22 protein-coding genes are annotated in these 15,314 nt (G+C 63.5%); 20 read left to right on the top strand and 2 right to left on the bottom strand.

The features are described from left to right. Nucleotides 1–45 precede the first annotated feature (45 nt). The 19 genes from rplN to GDN70_RS16665 all read left to right on the top strand — a co-directional run bounded on the left by rplN (nt 46) and on the right by GDN70_RS16665 (nt 11,640). Entirely contained in the window at nt 46–414 is a 369-nt protein-coding gene (rplN, locus tag GDN70_RS16580) for a 50S ribosomal protein L14 (protein ID WP_007603030.1), read from the top strand. Then, the gene (gene rplX / locus GDN70_RS16585; RefSeq protein ID WP_007603031.1) at nt 414–728 is read left to right on the top strand and encodes a 50S ribosomal protein L24; all 315 of its coding nucleotides are present in this window, start codon (nt 414–416) and stop codon (nt 726–728) included. The genes rplN and rplX overlap by 1 nt, the downstream gene beginning before the upstream one ends. After that, complete coding sequence (gene rplE / locus GDN70_RS16590) at nt 721–1,278, top strand: 50S ribosomal protein L5 (RefSeq protein WP_018322267.1); 558 nt, start codon at nt 721–723, stop codon at nt 1,276–1,278. Before rplX ends, rplE begins: the two co-directional genes overlap by 8 nt. Nucleotides 1,279–1,324: 46 nt before the next feature. Beyond that, nucleotides 1,325–1,630, top strand: coding sequence for a 30S ribosomal protein S14 (gene rpsN / locus GDN70_RS16595; protein WP_018322268.1), 306 nt, complete (start codon nt 1,325–1,327; stop codon nt 1,628–1,630). A gap of 14 nt (nt 1,631–1,644) precedes the next feature. Next, nucleotides 1,645–2,043 (top strand): 30S ribosomal protein S8, encoded by a 399-nt coding sequence (gene rpsH, locus GDN70_RS16600; RefSeq protein ID WP_018322269.1) that lies wholly within the window; start codon nt 1,645–1,647, stop codon nt 2,041–2,043. A 16-nt stretch (nt 2,044–2,059) separates the two neighbouring features. Beyond that, the gene (gene rplF, locus GDN70_RS16605) at nt 2,060–2,593 is read left to right on the top strand and encodes a 50S ribosomal protein L6 (RefSeq protein WP_028141004.1); all 534 of its coding nucleotides are present in this window, start codon (nt 2,060–2,062) and stop codon (nt 2,591–2,593) included. Between the two features lie 11 nt (nt 2,594–2,604). After that, nucleotides 2,605–2,967, top strand: a complete 363-nt coding sequence (rplR, locus tag GDN70_RS16610) for a 50S ribosomal protein L18 (protein WP_007603036.1) — start codon at nt 2,605–2,607, stop codon at nt 2,965–2,967. Nucleotides 2,968–3,011: 44 nt separating this feature from the next. Beyond that, nucleotides 3,012–3,608, top strand: coding sequence for a 30S ribosomal protein S5 (gene rpsE, locus GDN70_RS16615; protein ID WP_018322271.1), 597 nt, complete (start codon nt 3,012–3,014; stop codon nt 3,606–3,608). A 23-nt stretch (nt 3,609–3,631) separates the two neighbouring features. After that, a complete protein-coding gene (rpmD, locus tag GDN70_RS16620) occupies nt 3,632–3,826 on the top strand; it encodes a 50S ribosomal protein L30 (RefSeq protein WP_018322272.1) in 195 nt (64 codons plus the stop codon). Nucleotides 3,827–3,841: 15 nt separating this feature from the next. Beyond that, nucleotides 3,842–4,327: a 50S ribosomal protein L15 gene (rplO, locus tag GDN70_RS16625; RefSeq protein ID WP_028141003.1), complete on the top strand. Its 486-nt coding sequence runs from the start codon at nt 3,842–3,844 to the stop codon at nt 4,325–4,327. Between the two features lie 150 nt (nt 4,328–4,477). Then, nucleotides 4,478–5,809, top strand: a complete 1,332-nt coding sequence (secY, locus tag GDN70_RS16630) for a preprotein translocase subunit SecY (protein ID WP_028141002.1) — start codon at nt 4,478–4,480, stop codon at nt 5,807–5,809. Continuing rightward, nucleotides 5,806–6,021 (top strand): hypothetical protein, encoded by a 216-nt coding sequence (locus GDN70_RS35515; RefSeq protein WP_244625889.1) that lies wholly within the window; start codon nt 5,806–5,808, stop codon nt 6,019–6,021. Before secY ends, GDN70_RS35515 begins: the two co-directional genes overlap by 4 nt. Continuing rightward, nucleotides 6,018–7,016 carry a preprotein translocase subunit SecY gene (locus GDN70_RS16635; protein WP_244625890.1) on the top strand — a complete coding sequence of 333 codons (999 nt, stop codon included), beginning with the start codon at nt 6,018–6,020 and terminating at the stop codon, nt 7,014–7,016. The genes GDN70_RS35515 and GDN70_RS16635 overlap by 4 nt, the downstream gene beginning before the upstream one ends. Next, nucleotides 7,013–7,912, top strand: a complete 900-nt coding sequence (locus tag GDN70_RS16640; protein WP_244625891.1) for an adenylate kinase — start codon at nt 7,013–7,015, stop codon at nt 7,910–7,912. The genes GDN70_RS16635 and GDN70_RS16640 overlap by 4 nt, the downstream gene beginning before the upstream one ends. 177 nt (nt 7,913–8,089) lie before the next feature. Continuing rightward, on the top strand, nt 8,090–8,458 hold the full coding sequence (rpsM, locus tag GDN70_RS16645) for a 30S ribosomal protein S13 (RefSeq protein ID WP_008549231.1): 369 nt from the start codon (nt 8,090–8,092) through the stop codon (nt 8,456–8,458). A gap of 122 nt (nt 8,459–8,580) precedes the next feature. Beyond that, a complete protein-coding gene (gene rpsK / locus GDN70_RS16650; RefSeq protein WP_007603045.1) occupies nt 8,581–8,970 on the top strand; it encodes a 30S ribosomal protein S11 in 390 nt (129 codons plus the stop codon). A 112-nt stretch (nt 8,971–9,082) separates the two neighbouring features. Beyond that, nucleotides 9,083–10,114 carry a DNA-directed RNA polymerase subunit alpha gene (locus tag GDN70_RS16655; protein ID WP_008136316.1) on the top strand — a complete coding sequence of 344 codons (1,032 nt, stop codon included), beginning with the start codon at nt 9,083–9,085 and terminating at the stop codon, nt 10,112–10,114. Nucleotides 10,115–10,234: 120 nt separating this feature from the next. Continuing rightward, nucleotides 10,235–10,651: a 50S ribosomal protein L17 gene (gene rplQ / locus GDN70_RS16660; protein ID WP_018322277.1), complete on the top strand. Its 417-nt coding sequence runs from the start codon at nt 10,235–10,237 to the stop codon at nt 10,649–10,651. A 200-nt stretch (nt 10,652–10,851) separates the two neighbouring features. After that, on the top strand, nt 10,852–11,640 hold the full coding sequence (locus tag GDN70_RS16665; protein ID WP_028140999.1) for an SDR family NAD(P)-dependent oxidoreductase: 789 nt from the start codon (nt 10,852–10,854) through the stop codon (nt 11,638–11,640). Between the two features lie 132 nt (nt 11,641–11,772). Here GDN70_RS16665 and GDN70_RS16670 read toward each other — a convergent pair whose 3' ends face one another. Next, the gene (locus GDN70_RS16670) at nt 11,773–12,786 is read right to left on the bottom strand and encodes a zinc-binding alcohol dehydrogenase family protein (protein ID WP_028140998.1); all 1,014 of its coding nucleotides are present in this window, start codon (nt 12,784–12,786) and stop codon (nt 11,773–11,775) included. A gap of 134 nt (nt 12,787–12,920) precedes the next feature. On the opposite strand from GDN70_RS16670, the gene GDN70_RS16675 reads away from it, so the two are divergent. Further along, nucleotides 12,921–13,298, top strand: a complete 378-nt coding sequence (locus tag GDN70_RS16675; RefSeq protein WP_028140997.1) for a helix-turn-helix domain-containing protein — start codon at nt 12,921–12,923, stop codon at nt 13,296–13,298. A gap of 174 nt (nt 13,299–13,472) precedes the next feature. On the opposite strand, the gene GDN70_RS16680 is transcribed toward GDN70_RS16675, so the two are convergent. Beyond that, a complete protein-coding gene (locus GDN70_RS16680; RefSeq protein WP_038950213.1) occupies nt 13,473–15,098 on the bottom strand; it encodes an OprO/OprP family phosphate-selective porin in 1,626 nt (541 codons plus the stop codon). Nucleotides 15,099–15,314: the final 216 nt, after the last annotated feature.

Raw genomic sequence — 15,314 nt, forward strand, 5'->3', positions numbered from 1 at the left:
AGCGCCGGCTGGGCTGGCGCAAAGAGAAGAGGACGAGGTGCATCAATGATTCAGATGCAGACCAACCTCGACGTGGCCGACAATTCTGGCGCACGCCGTGTCATGTGTATCAAGGTGCTCGGGGGCTCCAAGCGCCGCTACGCCACGATCGGCGACATCATCGTCGTTTCGATCAAGGAAGCAATTCCGCGTGGCAAGGTGAAGAAGGGCGACGTGATGAAGGCCGTCGTGGTGCGCGTCCGCAAGGACATCCGCCGCGCCGACGGTTCGGTCATCCGCTTCGACCGCAACGCCGCCGTTCTGATCAACAACCAGTCCGAGCCGGTCGGCACCCGTATCTTCGGGCCCGTGCCGCGCGAGCTGCGCGCGAAGAACCACATGAAGATCATCTCGCTCGCGCCGGAGGTGCTGTGATGGCTGCCAAGATCCGCAAGGGCGACAAGGTCGTCGTGCTAACCGGCCGCGACAAGGGCCGCACCGGCGAAGTGTTCGAAGTGCGTCCCGACGCCGGCACGGCGCTCGTGCGCGGCATCAACATGGTCAAGCGTCATCAGAAGCAGACGCAGGCCCAGGAGGGCGGCATCATCTCGAAGGAGTCGCCGATCCAACTGTCCAACATCGCGTATGTCGGCAAGGACGGAAAGCCGACCCGCGTCGGATTCAAGATTCTGGCGGACGGCAAGAAGGTCCGCATCGCCAAGAGCTCGGGAGCAGAGATCGATGGCTGAGGCCGCTTACACGCCGCGCCTGCGCGCGGAATACGATGCGAAGATCCGCACGGCCATGACCGAGAAGTTCGGTTATGAGAACGTCATGCAGGTTCCGCGTCTGGACAAGGTCGTGCTGAACATGGGCGTTGGCGATTCCGTCAACGATCGCAAGAAGGCCGAGACCGCCGCTGCCGAGCTGACCCAGATCGCCGGCCAGAAGGCGATCGTGACCTATTCGCGTATCGCGATCGCGACCTTCAAGCTGCGTGAGAACCAGCCGATCGGCTGCAAGGTCACGCTGCGCAAGGCCCACATGTACGAGTTCATCGATCGCCTGGTGACGGTCGCGCTGCCGCGCGTCCGCGACTTCCGCGGCCTGAACCCGAAGAGCTTCGACGGCCGCGGCAACTACTCGCTCGGCATCAAGGAGCACATCATTTTCCCCGAGATCGACTTCGACAAGGTCACGGAAGCCCGCGGCATGGACATCACCGTCTGCACCACGGCCAAGACCGACGAAGAGGCGAGGGCCTTGTTGACCGCTTTCAATTTCCCGTTCCGGCAGTGAGACGCTGACCTAAAGCCTCTCAAACGCGGATACCCAGGAGCCAAGCATGGCAAAGAAGAGTTCAGTCGAGAAGAACAACCGGCGCAAGCGGATGGTGAAGAACGCCGCCGCCAAGCGCGAGCGGTTGAAGGCGATCATCGCCGACAAGAAGCTGCCGATGGAGGAGCGTTTCGCTGCGACGTTGAAGCTGGCGGAAATGCCGCGCAACTCGTCGGCAACCCGCATCCGCCTGCGCTGCGAGCTGTCGGGCCGCCCGCGCTCGAACTACCGCAAGAACAAGCTGTCCCGTATCGCGCTGCGCGAACTTGGCTCCAAGGGCATGGTCCCGGGCCTCGTGAAGTCCAGCTGGTAAGGAGGGTCGTTTAGATGTCTACGCACGATCCAATCAGCGATCTGATCACCCGTATCCGCAACGCGCAGATGCGCTCCAAGACCAAGGTCTCCACGCCTGGCTCGAAGATGCGCGAGAACGTGCTCGAGGTCCTCAAGTCCGAGGGCTACATCCGCGGTTACGCCACGCTCGAGCACTCCTCGGGCCGCAGCGAGATCGAGATCGAGCTGAAGTATTTCGACGGCGAGCCCGTCATCCGCGAGATCGAACGTGTTTCCAAGCCCGGGCGTCGCGTCTACGCCTCGGTGAAGAACCTGCCGCGGGTCAACAACGGGCTCGGCATTTCGGTGTTGTCGACGCCGAAGGGGATCATGGCCGACCACAGCGCGCGCGACGCGAATGTGGGCGGTGAAGTCCTCTTCACGGTGTTCTGAGAAGGATTTTTGATCCATGTCACGTGTTGGCAAAAGGCCTGTGGCGGTTCCGTCGGGTGTGACCGCGACCGTCGATGGGCAGACCGTCAAGATGAAGGGGCCGAAGGGCCAGCTTCAGTTCGTCGTTCATGACGACGTCGAGGTGAAGCTCGAGAGCGGCCAGATCATGGTCAAGCCGCGGCTCGAGACCAATCGCGCCCGCGCGCTCTACGGTACCGCTCGCGCCCAGGTCGCGAATCTGGTCGAAGGCGTCACCAAGGGCTTCGAGAAGAAGCTCGAGATCACCGGCGTCGGTTACCGCGCCGCGATGCAGGGCAAGAACCTGCAGCTCGCGCTCGGCTACAGCCACGACGTGATCTACACGATCCCCGAGGGGATCACGATCACCGTGCCGAAGCCGACCGAGATCACGGTGACGGGCAGCGACATCCAGCGCGTCGGCCAGGTTGCGGCCGAGATCCGCGGTTATCGCCCGCCGGAGCCCTACAAGGGCAAGGGCGTGAAGTATGTTGGCGAATTCATCTTCCGCAAGGAAGGCAAGAAGAAGTAACGGAGCCGGTCATGTCCAAAGCCAAGGTTACCAATGCCCGGCGCAAGCGGAGTGTGCGGCTGAAGCTGCGCCGCTCCGGTGGTGGTCGTCCGCGTCTGTCGGTGTTCCGCTCGTCCAAGCACATCTACGCCCAGGTCATCGACGACCTGAAGGGCGAGACGCTGGCCTCTGCCTCTTCGCTCGAGAAGTCGATGCGCGACGGCGGCAAGACCGGCGCCGACATCGATGCGGCGAAGGCGGTCGGCAAGCTGCTGGCCGAGCGCGCCGCCGAGAAGGGCGTCAAGGAAGTCGTGTTCGATCGCGGCAGCTACCTCTACCACGGGCGCGTCAAGGCTCTTGCCGACGCAGCGCGTGAGAGCGGGCTGAGCTTCTAACAGAATTTGAGGATTGAGGCGCAAGCCTCTGAAGGATTGGAAAAATGGCAGAACGCGAACAACGTGGTGGACGCGATCAACGCGGCGGCGGCGGACGTGAACGCAGGGAGCGCGAGGAGCGCGACAGCGAGTTCGTCGACAAGCTCGTCCACATCAACCGCGTGGCCAAGGTCGTCAAGGGCGGCAAGCGCTTCGGTTTCGCAGCGCTGGTCGTGATCGGCGACCAGAAGGGCCGCGCCGGCTTCGGTCACGGCAAGGCACGCGAAGTGCCGGAGGCGATCCGCAAGGCCACCGAGTCCGCCAAGCGCAACCTGACCCGCGTCTCGCTGCGTGAGGGCCGCACGCTCCATCACGACATCGCCGGCCGTCATGGCGCGGGCCGTGTCTACCTGCGTGCAGCTCCCGCCGGTACCGGCATCATCGCCGGCGGCCCGATGCGCGCCGTGTTCGAGACGCTCGGCGTCCAGGACGTGGTCGCCAAGTCGATCGGCTCGTCGAACCCCTACAACATGGTTCGCGCGACCTTCGACGCGCTGAAGCATCAGGATTCGCCGCGTTCGGTCGCAGCCCGCCGCAACATCAAGGTATCCACTCTGCAGTCCCGCCGTATCGGTGGTGATGCCGAGGCGGCTGCCGACTAACGGAAGCTCTGGAGTAGACTCCCATGGCCAAGGCCAGCAAGACGATCAAGCTCGAGCAGACCGGCAGCGCGATCCGGCGCCATCACTCGCAGCGCTCGACGCTGATCGGGCTCAAGCTCAACAAGATCGGTCGCACCAGCGAACTGCAGGACACCCCGGCAGTCCGTGGCATGATCGAGAAGGTTCACCATCTCGTCCGCATCGTCGACGAGAAGTAAATAAGGAGAAGGGCGATGAAGCTCAGCGATATCGCCGACAACGCCGGCTCGCGCAAGAAGCGCATGCGCGTCGGCCGTGGCATCGGTTCGGGCAAGGGCAAGCAGTCCGGCCGCGGCGGCAAGGGTCAGACCGCGCGTTCGGGCGTGCGCATCAAGGGTTTCGAAGGCGGCCAGATGCCGATGCATCGCCGTCTGCCCAAGCGCGGCTTCAACAACATCTTCCGTGTCGAGTTCGCCGAGATCAATCTCGACCGGCTCCAGGAAGCGGTCGATGCCAAGAAGATCGACGCCGGCAGCGTCGTGAACGTCGAGGCCTTGGTGAAGGGCGGCGTGCTGCGCCGGCCGAAGGGTGGTCTGCGGCTGCTCGGCCGCGGCGAGCTCAAGTCCAAGCTCAACATCGAAGTCCACGGCGCCACCAAGACCGCGATCGCCGCGGTCGAGAAGGCCGGCGGCTCGGTGAAGATCCTCGCCCCTGCCAAGGAAGAAGGCGAGGCGGCGTAACAACTGCGTCATTGGCCCGCGGCTCGCGGGCCTTTACGCGTGCGGGACGTGGACTTATCGAAGCCGAGCCCCAGATAATGTCCGGTGTCCGGTATAATGTAGCCCGGCCGCGGGCATGACGGCGCAATAGGCGGCGGGAGAAAGTCCAAGATGGCCTCTGCAGCGGAACAACTGGCAGCCAATCTCAATTTCGGTGCGTTTGCCAAGGCTGACGAACTGAAGAAGCGCATCTGGTTCACCCTGGGTGCGCTGCTCGTTTATCGGCTCGGGACCTACATCCCGCTCCCCGGCATCGATCCCAATATCTGGGAGCAGGTGTTCCGCTCCCAGGCGGGCGGCATCCTCGGCATGTTCAACATGTTCGCCGGCGGCGGCATCCACCGCATGGCGATCTTCGCCTTGAACATCATGCCGTATATCTCGGCCTCGATCATCATCCAGCTCCTCACCACCGTCTCGCCGCAACTCGAGGCGCTGAAGAAGGAAGGCGAGTCCGGCCGCAAGCTGCTGAACCAGTACACCCGCTATCTCACGGTGATCCTGGCCGCGTTCCAGTCCTACGGCATCGCGGTGGGCCTCGAGGGCGCCGGCAACGTCGTCAGCGACCCCGGCCTGTTCTTCCGCCTGTCCACCGCGATCACGCTGACCGGCGGCACCATGTTCCTGATGTGGCTGGGCGAGCAGATCACCTCGCGCGGCATCGGCAACGGCATCTCGCTGATCATTCTCGCCGGCATCGTCGCCGAGCTGCCCGCCGCGCTCGCCAACATGCTCGAGCTCGGCCGTCAGGGCGCGATGTCGACCGGCCTGATCCTGGTCGTCATCATCATGGCGGTCGCCGTGATCGCCTTCATCGTGTTCATGGAGCGCGCGCAGCGCCGCCTCCTGATCCAGTATCCGAAGCGCCAGGTCGGCAACAAGATGTTCGAGGGCCAGTCCTCGCATCTGCCGCTCAAGCTCAACACCTCCGGCGTGATCCCGCCGATCTTCGCGTCCTCGCTGCTGCTGCTGCCGACCACGGTAGCGAACTTCAACGCGGGCAGCGGGCCGGAATGGTTCCAGTGGATCACGACCCAGCTCGGCCATGGCCGTCCGCTGTTCCTGATCATGTATCTGGCGCTGATCGTGTTCTTCGCCTTCTTCTACACCGCGATCGTGTTCAACCCGACCGAGACCGCGGACAATCTGAAGAAGCACGGCGGCTTCATTCCGGGCATCCGTCCCGGCGAGCGTACCGCGGAATATATCGACTACGTGCTGTCGCGCATCACCGTGCTCGGCGCGGTCTATCTGGCGATCGTCTGCTTGATCCCGGAGATCCTGATCTCCTACGCCTCGGTGCCGTTCTACTTCGGCGGCACCTCGCTGCTGATCGTGGTCAGCGTCACCATGGACACGGTGGCACAGGTGCAGGGTTATCTGCTGGCGCATCAATACGAAGGCCTGATCCGCAAGTCGAAGCTGCGCGGCCGCCGTAGATGAGAAGGGAGCTCGCGCGCCGGATCGCTTTCACGATTGGCGCGCTGCTCCTCTTCAGGCTCGGCACCCAGGTTCCGTTCGTCGGGATGGGGGCGCCGGGCCCGTCGTTCTCAGGCGAACATGTGGTTCGCTTTTCGATCTTCGCGCTCGGTATCCTTCCCTATCTGACGGCCGCGTCGTCGTCCGGCTTGTTTCGCTGGTATCGCGGCGCTTGAGCTCGCTCGAGAGATCGGGCGAGCGCGGACGGCGCAGGATCTCCGGCTACACGCTGATCGTGACTCTGGTCTTCACCACCTTCCAGGCCTACGGCTACGCCTCGACCATCCGGACAATTCCGGCGCTGGTCCCCGATCCCGACGAATGGCCCGTGCTCGCGGCCACGGCCCCGATCGTGGGTGGCGTGTTCGTCCTGGTCTGGCTCAGCGAACAGATCACCCGCCACGGCATCGGCAATGGCCTGGCGCTGCTGCTCAGCGTCAATATTCTCGTTCATGTCCCGGTCGACATCGCCAGCATCGCACGCCTTCTGCAGGACGGCCAGGTATCCGGCAGCGTCGTGCTGGTCCACGCGCTCGTCTGGATCGGGGTCGTCGCCCTGATCGTCTTCGTCGAAGGTGCGCGACGCAATGTCGGCGTCGAGTTCGCCGAGCGCAGACTCGGAGATCGCCTGCTGCCCGCGCGAGCAGGGATTCTCCCGATCAAGATCAACAGCGCAGGTTTTCTGGTGCCGGCCACGGTGGCGCCCTGGATCCTGTTTCTGCCGGTGGCCGGTTTGGCCTACGTCTTTGGTGCCGATACGCCGTGGGTCGCCGCCGCCTACCGGCACCTTGGTTTTGGCATGCTGGCCCATCTGGTGCTTGGATCGGTTGCGATCTTTGTGCTGGCCTTCATCTACACGGCCTACGTCGTCGATCCCGAGCACGCGGCCAAATCCCTGGCCGCGCGCGACGGCACGATTCCCGGTGTCGCGCCGGGCGAGGCGACCGCCGACTATCTCGACCGCGTCGTGTCATTGACGACAGTCGTCGGAGCCGTCTACCTGACTGTGTTGCAGTTGATTCCGGAGGTCTTCGAGCTTTACGGGATCGGGCTGCCTTATAGTATGATGATCAATGGCGGTGGGGCGCTGGTTGTGGTTTGCACCGCTCTTGATATCAAAACACAGGTGCGCGACGTATCGCTCACCAATCCGGGGGGCGTACGCCGATGAGAATTATACTTCTGGGACCGCCGGGGTCGGGCAAGGGGACCCAGGCGCAGTTGCTGGTGCAACGCTATGGCATCGTCCAGCTCTCGACCGGCGAGATGCTGCGTGCTGCGGTTGCGGCCGGTACGCCGGTCGGGCTGAAGGCCAAGGAGATCATGGCCAGCGGTGGTCTCGTACCCGACGAGGTCGTGGTCGGAATCATCTCCGATCGGATCGACCAGCCGGACGCCAAGAACGGTTTCATCCTCGACGGTTTCCCGCGCACCGTGCCGCAGGCCGAGGCGCTGGACGAGCTGCTCAAGCACAAGCACCTCAAGCTCGACGCCGTGATCGAGCTCCGCGTCAACGAGAGCGCGCTGCTGAACCGTGTCGAGACCCGCGTTGCCCAGATGCGTGAGCGCGGGGAGGAGGTCCGACTCGACGACACGCCGGAGGTCCTGACCAAGCGGTTGGCCAGCTACCGCAACCAGACGGAACCGCTGATTCACTACTATTCCGAGCGGCGCAAGCTCTCGACCATCGACGGTATGATGGCCATCGACGAGGTCACCCGCGCCATTCATCGCCAGCTCCTGGCGTCAGGGGCAGTCGAGCCCAAGACCCACGCCAAAAGCGCAGCCAAGGCGGGCCCGGCCAAGAAGGCCAAGGCCAGCAAGAAGGCGAGCAAGAAAGCCAGGAAAACAGCCAAACAGCCCTCCAAAACGACCAAAAAACCCGCCAAATCGGCCAAAAAGGCCGCCAAGACGGCGGTGAGGGGCCCGAAGAAGACGGCCAAGAAAGCCGGCAAGAAAGCGGCGAAAAGGCAGCCCAAAAGACCGCCAAGAAGGCTGTCAAAAAGGGTGCCAAAAAGGCCGCAAAAAAGGTCACGAAAAAGCGAGCTAAGCGCTAGCAGCGGTTGACGAAAGCCCCTGGAATCCCCTAATAAGCCCCGCATCCAAGTCGGATAGTTTCAAACGATGCCGGGCCCCAGGAAGACTAGGGGTGGGCGTCGTGTTCGCGTTTGTGAACACCTGCCCGAGAAACCAAGCACTTAAAGACCGGTTCCTGACGAGGGATCGGCAACAGGAGAGAAGGCCGTGGCCCGTATTGCCGGCGTGAACATCCCGACCAACAAGCGCGTGCTGATCGCGCTCCAGTACATCCATGGCATCGGTCAGAAGATCGCCGGTGAGATCCTGGAGAAGGTGAAGATCCCCGTGGATCGTCGCGTCAATCAGCTGAGCGACGCCGAAGTGCTCCAGATCCGCGAAGTGATCGACCGCGACTATCTCGTCGAGGGCGACCTGCGTCGTGAGGTCGGCATCAACATCAAGCGTCTGATGGACCTCGGCTGCTATCGCGGCCTGCGTCATCGTCGCGGCCTGCCGGTACGCGGCCAGCGCACCCACACCAATGCGCGCACGCGCAAGGGTCCGGCCAAGGCCATCGCCGGCAAGAAGAAGTAAGTTTTCGAATCCAATCGCGGCGTGTGGCGAACAGGGATGACCCGTTCGCCACGCGCCTTTCGTTCCACAGGTGTAGCCGCTGGCATTACGGCGGCGTTTGAGATCTTCAGGAAAGGTACTCTATGGGCAAGGAAGCCACCCGCGTTCGTCGTCGTGAGCGCAAGAACATCGCCTCCGGCGTCGCGCACGTGAACTCGTCGTTCAACAACACGACCATCACCATCACCGACGCGCAGGGCAACACGATTGCCTGGTCTTCCGCCGGCACGATGGGCTTCAAGGGCTCGCGCAAATCGACCCCGTACGCCGCGCAGGTTGCCGCCGAGGACGTGTCCAAGAAGGCGCAGGAGCACGGCATGCGCACGCTGGAAGTCGAAGTCGCAGGTCCCGGTTCGGGCCGCGAGTCGGCGCTCCGCGCGCTTCAGGCCGCGGGCTTCACCGTCACCTCGATCCGTGACGTGACCACGATCCCGCACAACGGTTGCCGTCCCCGCAAGCGTCGGCGCGTTTGATTTCGAGTTGCGGGCGCATTGGCGCCCGCAATGACTTTTCTAAGAAGCCGCGGGAATGATCCGCGGCCTTTCTCCAACGCCAGTATTTGAGCTTTCAAATTGACTGGCCTGTATGGGTGAAACAGTGACGATCCAGAAAAATTGGCAAGAACTGATTCGACCGAACAAGCTCCAGGTCACGCCCGGCAGCGATTCGAACCGTTTCGCGACCATCGTCGCCGAGCCGCTCGAGCGCGGCTTCGGCCAGACGCTCGGCAACGCGCTGCGCCGCATCCTGCTCTCCTCGCTCCAGGGCGCGGCAGTGCAGTCGGTGCACATCGACGGCGTGCTGCACGAGTTCTCCTCGATCGCTGGCGTTCGTGAGGACGTCACCGACATCGTGCTCAACATCAAGGACATCTCGATCAAGATGCAGGGCGAAGGCCCCAAGCGCATGGTCGTGAAGAAGCAGGGCCCGGGCGTCGTCACCGCCGGCGACATCCAGACCGTCGGCGACGTCGTGGTGCTGAACCCCGATCTGCAAATCTGCACCCTCGACGAGGGCGCGGAGATCCGCATGGAGTTCACGGTCGCCACCGGCAAGGGCTACGTGCCCGCCGAGCGCAACCGCCCCGAGGACGCGCCGATCGGCCTGATCCCTGTCGACAGCCTGTACTCGCCGGTCCGCAAGGTCTCCTACAAGGTCGAGAACACCCGCGAGGGCCAGATCCTCGACTACGACAAGCTGACCATGACGATCGAGACCAACGGCGCGATCTCGCCGGATGACTCCGTGGCTTACGCCGCGCGCATCCTGCAGGATCAGCTCAACGTGTTCGTCAACTTCGAAGAGCCGCGCAAGGAAGTTGCCCAGGAGATCATCCCGGACCTCGCCTTCAACCCGGCCTTCCTCAAGAAGGTGGACGAGCTCGAGCTGTCGGTGCGTTCGGCCAACTGCTTGAAGAACGACAACATCGTCTACATCGGCGACCTCGTGCAGAAGAGCGAGGCGGAAATGCTCCGCACTCCGAACTTCGGCCGCAAGTCGCTGAACGAGATCAAGGAAGTGCTGGCCCAGATGGGTCTGCATCTCGGCATGGAAGTGCCGGGCTGGCCGCCGGAGAACATCGACGAGCTCGCCAAGCGCTTCGAGGATCACTACTGATCCGAGCTACGACAGGCTAAAGCGCGAGTTCATCGCGCTTTAGCGGGCGAACGCAGGCAGCCCACCTGAGCAACATGTCCGACGAACCGTCGCGGCAGTTTTTACGTAAGGAATAGTCACATGCGTCACGGCAAGGTTCATCGGAAGCTCAATCGCACTGCCGAGCATCGCCGCGCGATGTTCGCCAATATGTGCGCCGCGCTGATCAAGCACGAGCAGATCGTCACCACGCTGCCGAAGGCGAAGGAATTGCGTCCGATCGTCGAGAAGCTCGTCACCCTCGGCAAGAAGGGTGGGCTGGCCATGCGCCGCCAGGCCATCTCCGAGATGCGCGACAAGGACCAGGTCAAGAAGCTGTTCGACGTGCTGGCGCCTCGCTACAAGGACCGTCAGGGCGGCTACACCCGCATCATCAAGGCCGGCTTCCGCTACGGCGACAATGCCGCGATGGCCGTGATAGAGTTCGTCGATCGCGACGTCGATGCCAAGGGCCAGGATTCCGGTCCGGTGCAGGAGAAGGAAGCCGAGGCGGCGTAAGCCGATCGGCATTGAATTCGAGAGCGGCGCCTTCGGGCGCCGCTTTTTTTTGGCCGGCGCCGTACCTTATCGGTGCTTGCGGTATCGTCCCGGCTTTCGCCGTGACGACGAGTCCATGCCTTCCTCACGCCTGAGTGAGCGCCAATTGCGGTCTCATGTCGAGCGCCCGATATCTCCACCGACATTGATGGAGATGAGACATGAACATCGACCTTTCCGGAAAGACCGCCCTCGTAACCGGCTCGACGGCCGGCATCGGCCACGCCATCGCCAAAGGCCTCGCGGCCTCCGGCGCGAGTGTCGTGATCAACGGGCGCGGCCAGGACAAGGTCGATGCCGCCGTGCGCAAGCTGGAAGGGACGGGCGCGAAGGTGCGCGGTATCGCTGCCGACGTCTCGACCGCGGCGGGCTGCAAGGCGCTCGTTGCGGCGCTGCCAGAGGTCGACATCCTCATCAACAACGCCGGCATCTTCGAGCCCAAGGATTTCTTCGAGATTCCGGACGAGGACTGGAGCCGCTTCTTCGAAGTCAACGTCATGAGCGGCGTGCGGCTGTCGCGCGCTTATCTGAAGGGCATGCTCAAGCGCAACTGGGGCCGCATCGTCTTCATCTCATCGGAGTCCGGGCTCAACATTCCCGTCGAGATGATCCACTACGGCATGAGCAAGACGGCCCAGCTCTCGGTCGCGCGCGGTCTTGCGCAGCTTACCCGCGGCACCGGCGTCACCGTCAATTCCGTGCTGCCGGGCCCGACCATGTCGGAGGGCGTCGAGACTTTTGTGAAAGATCTCGCGAAGCAGAACGGTCAGTCCGTGGACGAGGCCGCCGCCAATTTCGTCAAGCAGCATCGCCCGAGCTCGCTGTTGCAACGCTTCGCCAGTGTCGACGAGATCGCCAACATGGTGGTCTATGTTGCGTCGAAGCAAGCGTCCGCGACCAACGGTGCGGCGCTGCGGGCCGAGGGCGGCATCGTCAATACCATCGCCTAGGTGAGGCGGTAGGGTGGGTTAGCCGAGCAGATGCGCGAAGCGCATCTGCTCGGCGTAACCCACCACTGGTACTATCCGCGGACGCAGAAGAGGTGGGTTACGCTGCGCTAACCCACCCTACGAGGCCTTCGCCTACCACCCCTCCAGCACGATCTTGCCGCGCGACTTGCCGCTCTCGAGCAGCGCATGCGCGCGCTTGAGGTTGGCAGCGTTGATCGTGCCGAAAGTCTGGTCGAGCGTGGTACGCAGCACGCCCTTGTCGATGAGGTCGGCGACGTCGTTCAGCAGATGATGCTGCGCGATCATGTCTGATGTCTGGAACGAGGAGCGCGTGAACATCGATTCCCAGTGCACCGAGATCGCCTTGCCCTTGAACGTGCCCATGGTGAATTCCGGGGGATCGTCGATCAGGCCGAACCGGCCCTGCGGCGCCATGAACTCGGCGATCGCCTTGTAGTGCTGATCGGTGAAGGTGAGGCTCGCCACCAGCGCGACCGGCGGCAGCTTGAGCTTCTCGATCTGCTCCTTCATCGGTTTTCCGTGGTCGATCACCGCATGCGCGCCGAGATCGAGGCACCATTTCTGCGAGTCCGGCCGCGTCGCGGTCGCAACCACCGTCAATCCGGTGAGGCGGCGGGCGAGCTGGATCAGTATCGAGCCGACGCCGCCGGCGCCGCCCGTGATCAATAGCGTACGCGGATCGACGCTCTTGCCGGGCACCGCGCCGAGCCGATCGAACAGCAATTCCCAGGCGGTGATGGAGGTGAGGGGAAGGGCAGCGGCTTGCGCGAACGAGAGGCTCTTCGGCTTGTTGCCGACGATGCGCTCGTCGACCAGATGGAATTCGGAATTGGTCCCCTGGCGCAGGATCGAGCCTGCGTAGAACACCTCGTCGCCCGGCTTGAACAGCGTGACCTCGGGCCCGACGGCATCGACCACGCCGGCCGCGTCATAACCCAGGATCTTGGTCTCGCCCTCGGGCGGCGCTGCGCGCTTGCGCACCTTGTAATCGACCGGATTGGCCGAGATCGCCTTCACGGCGACGCGGATGTCGCGCCCTCCGGGCTCGGGCTTTGCGGTTTCGAAATCGATCAGCGCATCCTGATCCTCGATCGGAAGCGATTTCTTGTAGCCGACGGCTTTCATGGCTTGTCTCCATCAGATGCGCGCAGCTTGGCATGGGCGCGCCTGGCCTGCTAACTGTCCCGCTAGCTCCAATTTGGCAAGTACTGTAAATTCGGGGATATAGTCCCTGTTTGGATACTATTGGGAAAACACGCATGAAACGGCGCAATTTTGCCCGGCGCCCGGGCTGCTCGGTCGAAGCGACGCTGGATCTGATCGACGGCAAGTGGAAGGGCGTGATCCTCTACCATCTGCAGAGCGGCACCCAGCGCTTCGGCGAATTGCGCCGCCGGATGCCCGGCATCACCCAGCGCATGCTGACAAAGCAGCTGCGTGCGCTGGAGGAGGACAAGCTCGTCATCCGCAAGGTCTATGCCGAGGTGCCACCGCGCGTCGAATATTGCCTCTCCGACCTCGGCGAGAGCCTCAAGCCCGTGATCGATATCCTGAAGGCCTGGGGCGAGAGCCATCAGCAGCGCCTGTCCTGCGCGCCGGCGCCGGCCGTGGTGAAGAAGCCGAAGCGCGCGGCGTGAGTTTGTCCAAGGTGGCGCCGCACTCTCGGTGTCATCCCCGCGAACGCGGGGATCCATAACCCCAGGAAGAAGTTTCAGCACGAGCTGCCAACTCCGAGCCTTCGCCAAACTACTCCCTGTGGTTATGGGTCCCGGGTTCCCGCTGTCGCGCGCCCCGCGACGACGTCCATGGCCTCAGAACGCGAATTGCGTGCGCATCGCGACCGCGTCGAACTTCGAGCCGACGTCTGCGGTCGAGATCGGCGAGGCTTGCCTCGACACCGTGCCATGCAGATAGTCGAGCATGAAGCGGACGTTGCCGTTGACGTACCAGTTGAGCGCCAGCGTGTAGACGGTCTGCCGGCCGCCGGCGATGCCGGTTGCTGTGCCCAACTGATTGTTGAGGTCGACCGTCGAGAAGCGCCCCGCGATCTCCCACGCACCCCAGCCGCCGCCTTCGAGCGAGAACGGATGCGCCGGCTTGACGCCGCTATAGGCCGCGTTCGCCGCGTTGTAGCTGCGGCCTTCGCCCGTCAGCACGTAGCCGGCCTGCGCGTAGCCGCCCTGGAATTTCAGGCTGGATGCGCCGACCAGCGGCACGCCGGTGTTGGCGGTCCGGTCGACATTGTACCAGAAATATTCGCCCTGAACGATGAGCGGACCGTAGGTTGCGGCCGCTTCGACACTATAGACCTGCGCGCCCGAGACATTGGCGATCGCGCCGGTCGAGATCAGCGTGGTCGGGTCGAGACGCAATTCCGGACGATCGCTGAGCGTGACGGTTTGCGTGTTGGCGATGAGATTGCGCGGCGGCTGGATCAGCCATTGGGCGTCGGCACCGATATGCACCGAATAGTCCTTGCCGCTGATCGGGTTGCCGGCAATGCGCGCCACAGCGCCGTATTGCTCGCTCGTACCTGCCGGCGCCGCGCTTGAAGCCGAGTGGATCGCACCGGTCGACGGCCCCGTGACATAGCCGCCGATCCAGAGCTGGTCGTTGTACCAGCGCGTACCGGCCGCGGAGCGGAAGTCGCCGGCAGCGATATTGGTGGCGATGATGCCGGCCGAGGCGCGCTCCATGAACATGATGTCATTGGAGCTCGTGGCCTCATCGAGCGTGTAGGGCAGATCCATGATGCCGGCTTCGATCGCCATCTTGCCGCCGAACGGCTTCAAGCCGGTGTAGCTGAGATAGGCATTTTCGACGCCGGAGACGCCGCCGCCCGGCAGTGATCCAGGAGCCGTGCCGCCAAAACCGTCGGACGAGCCGCCAAAATCGTAGACCAGCGCGAAGTTCCAGTCGTTGAAGAATTTGCCGGTGACGCCGATGCGCGCGCGGCGGACGTTCTGGCCGCTGTCGAGCTTCTGCGGCACGGTCGCCGCCGTGTTGGGACGATAGTCATAGCCGCCGACATCCCAGTGCAGGCGGCTGGTGATGGCGACGCAATTTGCCTGGTCCGCGGTGCAGATGGTCGGCCGGTTGTTCGGCATGGTCACGACCACGCCGGACGCAGTCGCCGGTCCCTTGACGGGGATCGCCGCGTTCGCGTTGGCCACCACCGCCTTCGCCTCCGAGCGCGCTTCGGCTTTGGCCTCGGCCTTTGCTTCGGCCTTTGCTTCGGCCTTGGCTTTTGCCGTGGCCGCCGTGTTTGCGGCGGTCTGGCTCTGGAGCTTGTCGAGCTTCTGCTCCAGCATCTTCAACTGTTGTTTGAGCAGCGCGATCTCCTGCTCGCTGCTGCTTGCTGATTGGGCCTGGGCCTGCGAGGCCGCCAACGCTCCGGCGAGGCTGATCGCCGTGGCTGCAATCCTTGTCCTGCTCACGTCATGACTCCATCGTTTGACGAAACTTCTAAGCCGCCGGCGGAAGAGCCTAGGTATGATAGATGACTGCCCCGCGACGCTGCGCCCCGTTAAGCGGGTTCCTGCTGATGCAAATTCGCCGCAACCGAATCCCCTCGGCTCCACAATGCGGGATGATGCACATCATGCCAATCGAGCCCTCAGGCAAATTGCCGATTCGCACGCCGAGCTTGCATT

This window comes from Bradyrhizobium sp. TM102, assembly GCF_009176685.1.
Lineage (GTDB): Bacteria > Pseudomonadota > Alphaproteobacteria > Rhizobiales > Xanthobacteraceae > Bradyrhizobium > Bradyrhizobium ottawaense.

What these genes read in the sequence shown, in the direction of transcription:
- rplX (WP_007603031.1), top strand. Translation starts at nt 414, where the DNA reads ATGGCTGCCAAGATCCGCAAGGGCGACAAGGTCGTCGTGCTAACCGGC.
- rpmD (WP_018322272.1), top strand. Translation starts at nt 3,632, where the DNA reads ATGGCCAAGGCCAGCAAGACGATCAAGCTCGAGCAGACCGGCAGCGCG.
- rplN (WP_007603030.1), top strand. Translation starts at nt 46, where the DNA reads ATGATTCAGATGCAGACCAACCTCGACGTGGCCGACAATTCTGGCGCA.
- rpsK (WP_007603045.1), top strand. Translation starts at nt 8,581, where the DNA reads ATGGGCAAGGAAGCCACCCGCGTTCGTCGTCGTGAGCGCAAGAACATC.
- rpsN (WP_018322268.1), top strand. Translation starts at nt 1,325, where the DNA reads ATGGCAAAGAAGAGTTCAGTCGAGAAGAACAACCGGCGCAAGCGGATG.
- GDN70_RS16655 (WP_008136316.1), top strand. Translation starts at nt 9,083, where the DNA reads ATGGGTGAAACAGTGACGATCCAGAAAAATTGGCAAGAACTGATTCGA.
- GDN70_RS16670 (WP_028140998.1), bottom strand. Translation starts at nt 12,786, where the DNA reads ATGAAAGCCGTCGGCTACAAGAAATCGCTTCCGATCGAGGATCAGGAT.
- rplF (WP_028141004.1), top strand. Translation starts at nt 2,060, where the DNA reads ATGTCACGTGTTGGCAAAAGGCCTGTGGCGGTTCCGTCGGGTGTGACC.
- rpsE (WP_018322271.1), top strand. Translation starts at nt 3,012, where the DNA reads ATGGCAGAACGCGAACAACGTGGTGGACGCGATCAACGCGGCGGCGGC.
- GDN70_RS16640 (WP_244625891.1), top strand. Translation starts at nt 7,013, where the DNA reads ATGAGAATTATACTTCTGGGACCGCCGGGGTCGGGCAAGGGGACCCAG.
- GDN70_RS35515 (WP_244625889.1), top strand. Translation starts at nt 5,806, where the DNA reads ATGAGAAGGGAGCTCGCGCGCCGGATCGCTTTCACGATTGGCGCGCTG.
- rpsH (WP_018322269.1), top strand. Translation starts at nt 1,645, where the DNA reads ATGTCTACGCACGATCCAATCAGCGATCTGATCACCCGTATCCGCAAC.
- GDN70_RS16675 (WP_028140997.1), top strand. Translation starts at nt 12,921, where the DNA reads ATGAAACGGCGCAATTTTGCCCGGCGCCCGGGCTGCTCGGTCGAAGCG.
- GDN70_RS16665 (WP_028140999.1), top strand. Translation starts at nt 10,852, where the DNA reads ATGAACATCGACCTTTCCGGAAAGACCGCCCTCGTAACCGGCTCGACG.
- rplO (WP_028141003.1), top strand. Translation starts at nt 3,842, where the DNA reads ATGAAGCTCAGCGATATCGCCGACAACGCCGGCTCGCGCAAGAAGCGC.
- rplQ (WP_018322277.1), top strand. Translation starts at nt 10,235, where the DNA reads ATGCGTCACGGCAAGGTTCATCGGAAGCTCAATCGCACTGCCGAGCAT.
- rplE (WP_018322267.1), top strand. Translation starts at nt 721, where the DNA reads ATGGCTGAGGCCGCTTACACGCCGCGCCTGCGCGCGGAATACGATGCG.
- secY (WP_028141002.1), top strand. Translation starts at nt 4,478, where the DNA reads ATGGCCTCTGCAGCGGAACAACTGGCAGCCAATCTCAATTTCGGTGCG.
- rplR (WP_007603036.1), top strand. Translation starts at nt 2,605, where the DNA reads ATGTCCAAAGCCAAGGTTACCAATGCCCGGCGCAAGCGGAGTGTGCGG.